At 60.0% G+C, this 5,633-nt stretch carries 6 protein-coding genes; 5 read left to right on the top strand and 1 reads right to left on the bottom strand.

Going from position 1 to position 5,633, the window contains the following annotated elements; translation table 11 throughout:
• The first annotated feature begins 237 nt into the window (after positions 1 to 237).
• The gene (locus EOL86_11565) at positions 238 to 558 is read left to right on the top strand and encodes an adhesin (protein NCD26211.1); all 321 of its coding nucleotides are present in this window, start codon (positions 238 to 240) and stop codon (positions 556 to 558) included.
• Positions 559 to 688: 130 nt separating this feature from the next.
• Here the strand turns inward: EOL86_11565 and EOL86_11570 are convergent, their stop codons facing one another.
• Entirely contained in the window at positions 689 to 1,729 is a 1,041-nt protein-coding gene (locus tag EOL86_11570; GenBank protein NCD26212.1) for a PEP-CTERM sorting domain-containing protein, read from the bottom strand.
• 101 nt (positions 1,730 to 1,830) lie between these two features.
• Between EOL86_11570 and EOL86_11575 the strand changes: the two genes are divergently transcribed.
• From EOL86_11575 to EOL86_11590, 4 genes are all read left to right on the top strand, one after another.
• Positions 1,831 to 2,244: an aminoacyl-tRNA hydrolase gene (locus EOL86_11575; protein ID NCD26213.1), complete on the top strand. Its 414-nt coding sequence runs from the start codon at positions 1,831 to 1,833 to the stop codon at positions 2,242 to 2,244.
• Positions 2,245 to 2,432: 188 nt separating this feature from the next.
• Positions 2,433 to 3,296 carry a YitT family protein gene (locus EOL86_11580; GenBank protein ID NCD26214.1) on the top strand — a complete coding sequence of 288 codons (864 nt, stop codon included), beginning with the start codon at positions 2,433 to 2,435 and terminating at the stop codon, positions 3,294 to 3,296.
• Between the two features lie 50 nt (positions 3,297 to 3,346).
• Positions 3,347 to 4,729 carry a hydrolase Nlp/P60 gene (locus EOL86_11585; protein NCD26215.1) on the top strand — a complete coding sequence of 461 codons (1,383 nt, stop codon included), beginning with the start codon at positions 3,347 to 3,349 and terminating at the stop codon, positions 4,727 to 4,729.
• Positions 4,730 to 4,931: 202 nt separating this feature from the next.
• Positions 4,932 to 5,633 (top strand): thiosulfate reductase (locus tag EOL86_11590; protein NCD26216.1); only part of this gene is annotated, 702 nt, incomplete at its 3' end.

Here is a 5,633-nt window from a genome sequence, read left to right on the forward strand (position 1 = left end):
CGTTGGCGTCATGGGCGGCGACTTCTATTTGGACGGAAAGAGGGGCGCGGAGTTCCTGATACATGCTAACCTCATGAGCTGATATTTTCTGGGAACATACCGCGAATTGAGTCCACACTCAACGTGCAAGGCGAAATTTGTTTCGATGTCGTCGCGATTTGAACGAGCACGGAGGACGGTTGACATCTGGTGTCGGGAAGTTAGAGGAATTTTCTATTCAATCAATAGGAGGATTCCATGCTTACTCTCAATGTGTCGGCCAAGGAACAGCTGGATGCGCATTTCAGCGGCAAGGCCAAGGAGTTCATTCGTATCTATCTGGCCTCGGGATGCGGAGGTCCGCGCTTGGCCTTGGCTTTGGATGAACGCAAAGACGGAGATCAGGTTTTTGAAGTGGATGGATATTCGTTTTTGATGGAAGAATCGCTGTTCGAGCAGGCCAAGCCCGTGACTGTCGATTTTGATCAGCTCAGGGGGTTCGATATTCAGTCTAGCATGAAGTTTCCTGAAAACGCGGGTGGTTGCTCTTCGTGCAGCTGCGGGGGCAGTTGCCATTGAGGCAATCAGCGTCAGCGGGAAGAGCTCTGGGCCCCTGATGCCAGGGACGGAGATTTTGACGCATAAAAGGCAGGTCCGGCAATTCGCCGACCTGCCTTTTGTCAATTTTTCCGACAGGCGCCTGACGCGTTCATGCCTTGCGGCGCAGTCCGAACAGTCCGGCGAGTCCGGACCCGATCAGGAGCAGGGTGGCCGGCTCGGGCACGGCTTCGGGGTTGGGATCGTCACCGCCAAAGGAACCGCCCTCGAGGAAGATGGCCGAATCAAGAACATGGTCTCCGGCGTCGGCGATTTGCAGGGAGATGGTGTGTTCTCCCGCGGCCAATCCCAGCGCTTGGGCGGTCAGAACCGTGGTGAAGCCGTCGTACTGCGTGTCCACGGGGCTGGCCACGGCCGGACCATCACCCTCCGCGTCCGTCATGGAGTTGTTGACGTAATAGGCCGCGTTGGCGCCGAGGTTGACATTGTTGATGGACACCGGGCTTCCATTGGGCAGCAGCGCGATGTTCACGCCATCCAGGAAGAAACCGAAAACGTCGTTGAAGTCCGAGCCGACATATTGGTTGTATTCCTCGGACGCGAACACAAAGTTGAAGAACAGATTTCCCGTGTCGCTGGAGAATACGATGTCAAGCAGCGTCGCATCGTACGTGGTGTAGCCGGGGATCAGAGCGTTCAACGCCGCTGTTCCGCCGAGGCCATTGTCCGCGCCGGCGTGGGGTTGATCGTTGGGGCCGACCGCCACATTGGCCTGGCCGCTGGTCAGGATGACGCCGGAATTGATGCCGATGGCCCCGCCAGCGCCGCTAAAAAGACCCGCCGCGCCGTTTGCTCCGGTGAAACTGCTGGAAATAATGCTGACACCACTGCCCAGCAGACTGCCAACCAGGGTGTCGGCGTCGGAGGTGGGGGTCACGGTCAAGGCCTGCGCGGGGCTTGCAAGCGCAAGCAGCGCCGTCATGACGAGTGTTGGAACGAGGTGTTTCATAATGCCTCCCGAGCGGATGTTGTGAGCGATGCTTCTGCCTCGGTTCCATCTCAAGCACTTTGTATGCCATGATTTTTTGCAAATGAAATCAATATGGTGGCATGTTTTTGACTGGCGAGCTGGCGGTGGAGTGTAAACTAGGCCGACACTGCCTTGGTTTTGGCGCGGACGTGGGAGAATCATGTACCGGGATGACAGGGAATTGAGGTGTCGATTTTTTTTACAGCGCGCATTTGGGCGTGGTTTTGCTTTGAGACCGAGCCACTTTCCGTTATTGCCTGGACATGCAGATCACGCCGCGCATTTATATCGACGATGAGGATATTGCCCTCGAATTCATCCGTTCCAGCGGTCCGGGTGGCCAGAACGTGAACAAGGTCGCCACGGCCGTGCGGTTGCGCGTGGCTCTGGCCGCCGTGCGCGGCCTGGACGAGGACGGCCTGTCCCGGTTGGCGGCCATGGCCGGCAAGCGCCTGACCCAGGATGGAGAATTGGTCATCCGGGCCGAGTCCCACCGCACCCAGGATGGCAACCGCCGCGACGCCCTCGAGCGTCTGGCCCGGCTGGTTTTGCTGGCCAGCATCCGCCCCAAGGACCGCCGCCCGACCAAGCCCAGCCGCGCTTCCAAGGAACGCCGCCTCCTGTCCAAGGCCAAGCGGGCGCAAACCAAGACGCTGCGCCGGGTTCGGCCGGAATAGCGGCGTGGCCGCGTCCAGGGCCGGATGGTTCGCGATGCGGAAACGCCCACGCGCAGGCCACGCCGCGAGGCGTCCTTGCCGTCACTCCGAAAAAGCTGTCCGTGCCGGATGCCGTCCGGCGTCCCTGATCCCTGGAACAAGCGGGAAAGGGGCTGGACATTTTTTTCGAACGCGGCATGTTTGGGGGCATGAATGCCAAATATCGCCTGTACGCCTATTCCGTTCCCTGGAACCTGTTTCTGCTGACCATCGGCAGCCTGTTCATCGCCCTGGGCATCAAATCCGTGGCCGTGCCGCATGGTCTGGTTTCCGGAGGCGTCTCGGGCGTGAGCCTGCTCTTTTATTATTTCACCCAGACGCTGACGCCGGGGTGGTGGTTGCTCGTGCTGAACATTCCCATCGCCCTGCTTGGCTGGGTCATGGTCAGCCGGCGTTTCCTGCTCTACACGGCCTATGGCATGCTGGCCATTACTGTGTGCATCGAATTGATTTCCTATACATTTCCCGTGCAGGATCAGTTGCTGGCGGCCATTGTCGCCGGTGCCCTCCTTGGGGCCGGGGCCGGAACCTGCATGCGCTCCCTGGGGTCATCCGGGGGACTGGACATCATCGGAATCGTCCTGCAGCAGCGTTTCGGATTCCGGGTCGGCCAGGTCAGTTTTCTTTTCAACGCGGCTGTGTTTACGTCCAGCTTCGCCCTCATGGACACGGACCGCGTGTTGTATTCCTTGATTCTGGTTTTTGTCAGCGCCCAGATCACCGATTATGTGCTGAGCATGTTCAATCAGCGCAAATTGGTCTTTGTCATTTCCGATCATGCGCCGGCCATTTCCAGGGCCATCATGGCCCAGGCCCATCGGGGCGTGACCCTGCTTGAGGGGCGCGGCGGCTACACCGGGTTGCCCAAACAGGTGGTCATGACCGTGGTCAACAATATCCAGCAGAAAAAGCTGGAGGAATTGATCTTTACCCTGGACCCGGAAGCCTTCGTTGTTTTCGAAAATACGTTCAATGTCATTGGCAAGGGTTTTTCCACGCGGAAAGTGTACTGAACGCTTTGCGCCAGACCGAGTTGTTTTCCACCTCAAACCACGGATGACGCATGTTTCGCCTGCTGCCCTGCTTGTTTGCGCTTTTGTTCGTAGCCGCCTGCGCCAAGACCATTCCTCCGGTCCAGGTCGCGCCCACGCAGCCCCAAAGCGAGGAAGTTCCCTTTCCACGTCGGGAATTGCCGCCGGAAGTCATGTTCGACGTGCCGCGGTTGGTCACCCGGGCCGTATCTGTTTCCGACGCGCCGCTCATGAGCGCTTCCGAGCAGATGATCCTGCATGCCAAGGCCCTGGAGCGTTTTTTCGCGCCGTGGCGCATGGCCCGCACGTCCCTGGATGCGGGCGAGGCTTTTTGGGGCGTCAAGGCGTTTGCCCGCAAGCAGGGATATTCCGAGAATCTGCAGCCCTATCCCGTTGAACGGTGGAATCGGCTGGTGGCCTTGCAGAACATGCCCGGATACCCGGCCATGGCGGTTCCCGGCATCATCACCAGGAATACCTCGGTGCGCGTCCTGCCAACCCTGCGTCCGTTTTTCCTGGACCCGAAACAACCCGGCGAGGGATTTCCGTTTGATTATTTCCAGAACAGCGCCCTGTGGCTGGGCTCGCCCGTCCTCATTTCCCATGTGAGCACCGACCGGGCCTGGTATTTGGTCGAGACGGCGTATACCTACGGATGGGTCCGGGTCGAGGACGTGGCCCTGGTTGGAAAAGCGTTTCGGAACCAGTATGAATCCCGACGCATGGCCGCCTTGCTGCATGATGATCTGCCCCTGATCGACGGCGTCGGGCGTTTGCTCGGACAGACCCATATCGGCGCTCTTTTTCCGGTTCAGGCACAGACAGGCCAGGGCCTGACGGTCAAGGTGCCGGTGCGCGGCGCCAGCGGTCAGGCGGAAATCCAGACGGCCCAGCTGTCTTCCCTACAGGCCGCGCCCACGCCCCTGCCGCTGACCTCGCGCGCCATCGCGACCCTGGCCGACGCCATGGCGGGGCAGCAATACGGCTGGGGGGGCTTGTTCGAAAATCGGGACTGTTCGTCGACCATGCGTGATTTGTTTTTGCCCTTCGGCGTGTTTTTGCCGCGCAATTCCGCCCTGCAGGCCAAGGGGGCCGGCTCCTTTATCCCTTTGGACAAGCTCCGCCCGGACGCCAAGCTGGACGCAATCCGCGCCCAGGGCGTGCCGTTTTTGTCCTTCATCTGGCTACAGGGGCATATCGGGCTCTATCTGGGCGCGGATCAACGCGGCGAGCCCCTCATGCTTCATAATATTTGGGGCGTGCGCACCATGCTGCCTTCCGGCGGGGAGGGACGGGCCGTTGTCGGCCGGTTGACCATTTCCACCCTGCGTCCTGGCGAATATCGCGCCGATGTCCGCGCGGATTCCTTTTTGGCCCGCGTGCGTGGTTTGGCGGTGGTATCCTTGCCGAGGTGATGTGGCTTTGCCGTGGTTTGGAACAAGTGGGCGGAATTTTGCCCCTGGTGGATGGAAATATGGTTGGGTGATTTTGTGAAATTTTGCTCAAAATAGAGGGCTGTTTTTCATGGAGAAGTAGTCGAGGTAGTGACAATCAATCATATCGTCTAACCGTGGCGGAACCTCGTATGGTTCCGTTGCATCACCGTGGGAGATGGCCATGACGGCAACGAAAACAGTGTTCAGCGTGTGTGGCATGTGCAGCGTGCGCTGCCCCATTCAGGTGGACGTGCGGGACGGCAAGGCCGTGCGCGTTCAGGGCAACGAATTTTCAGCCCTCAAGGGCGGCCTGTGCGCGCGCGGCGCGGCCGGCATCGCCCTGGAGCAGGACCCGGAAAAACCCCAGACGCCGCTCATCCGCGTCGGCGAGCGGGGCGAGGGCAAATGGCGGGCCGTGTCCTGGGACGAAGCCCTGGACTATGTGGCCGACAAGCTGAAGGCCATCATGGCCGAACACGGCGGCCGGTCCGTGCTCTGGTCCGATCGTGGCGGCCCCTTTCCGGATCTGCACCAGGCCTTCATGCGCGGCATTGGTTCGCCCAATTACTGTAATCACGACGCCTCCTGTGCCCGCAACGTGCAGCACGGCGCCCAGTCCACCATTGGCAAGGGGCGCAAGGGCGTGGCCTATGATCTGAAAAACGCCAAGCATATCGTCCTCCAGACCCGCAATATTCTCGAGGCCATCAACGTGGCCGAAGCCAACGCCACCCTGGACGGCATCGCAGCCGGGGCCAAGCTGACGGTCATTGATGTCCGGGGCACGGTCAGCGCCAGCAAGGCGCATAATTTCTTCATGATCCGGCCGGGCACGGACTACGGCTTCAATTTGGCCGTGATCAACACGCTGATTTCCGAAAAT

Source organism: Deltaproteobacteria bacterium, from assembly GCA_009930495.1.
Lineage (GTDB): Bacteria > Desulfobacterota > Desulfovibrionia > Desulfovibrionales > Desulfomicrobiaceae > Desulfomicrobium.

Coding starts and splice junctions, on each gene's coding strand:
- EOL86_11565 (NCD26211.1), top strand. CDS start 238: ATGCTTACTCTCAATGTGTCGGCCAAGGAACAGCTGGATGCGCATTTC.
- EOL86_11570 (NCD26212.1), bottom strand. CDS start 1,729: ATGATTCTCCCACGTCCGCGCCAAAACCAAGGCAGTGTCGGCCTAGTT.
- EOL86_11575 (NCD26213.1), top strand. CDS start 1,831: ATGCAGATCACGCCGCGCATTTATATCGACGATGAGGATATTGCCCTC.
- EOL86_11580 (NCD26214.1), top strand. CDS start 2,433: ATGAATGCCAAATATCGCCTGTACGCCTATTCCGTTCCCTGGAACCTG.
- EOL86_11585 (NCD26215.1), top strand. CDS start 3,347: ATGTTTCGCCTGCTGCCCTGCTTGTTTGCGCTTTTGTTCGTAGCCGCC.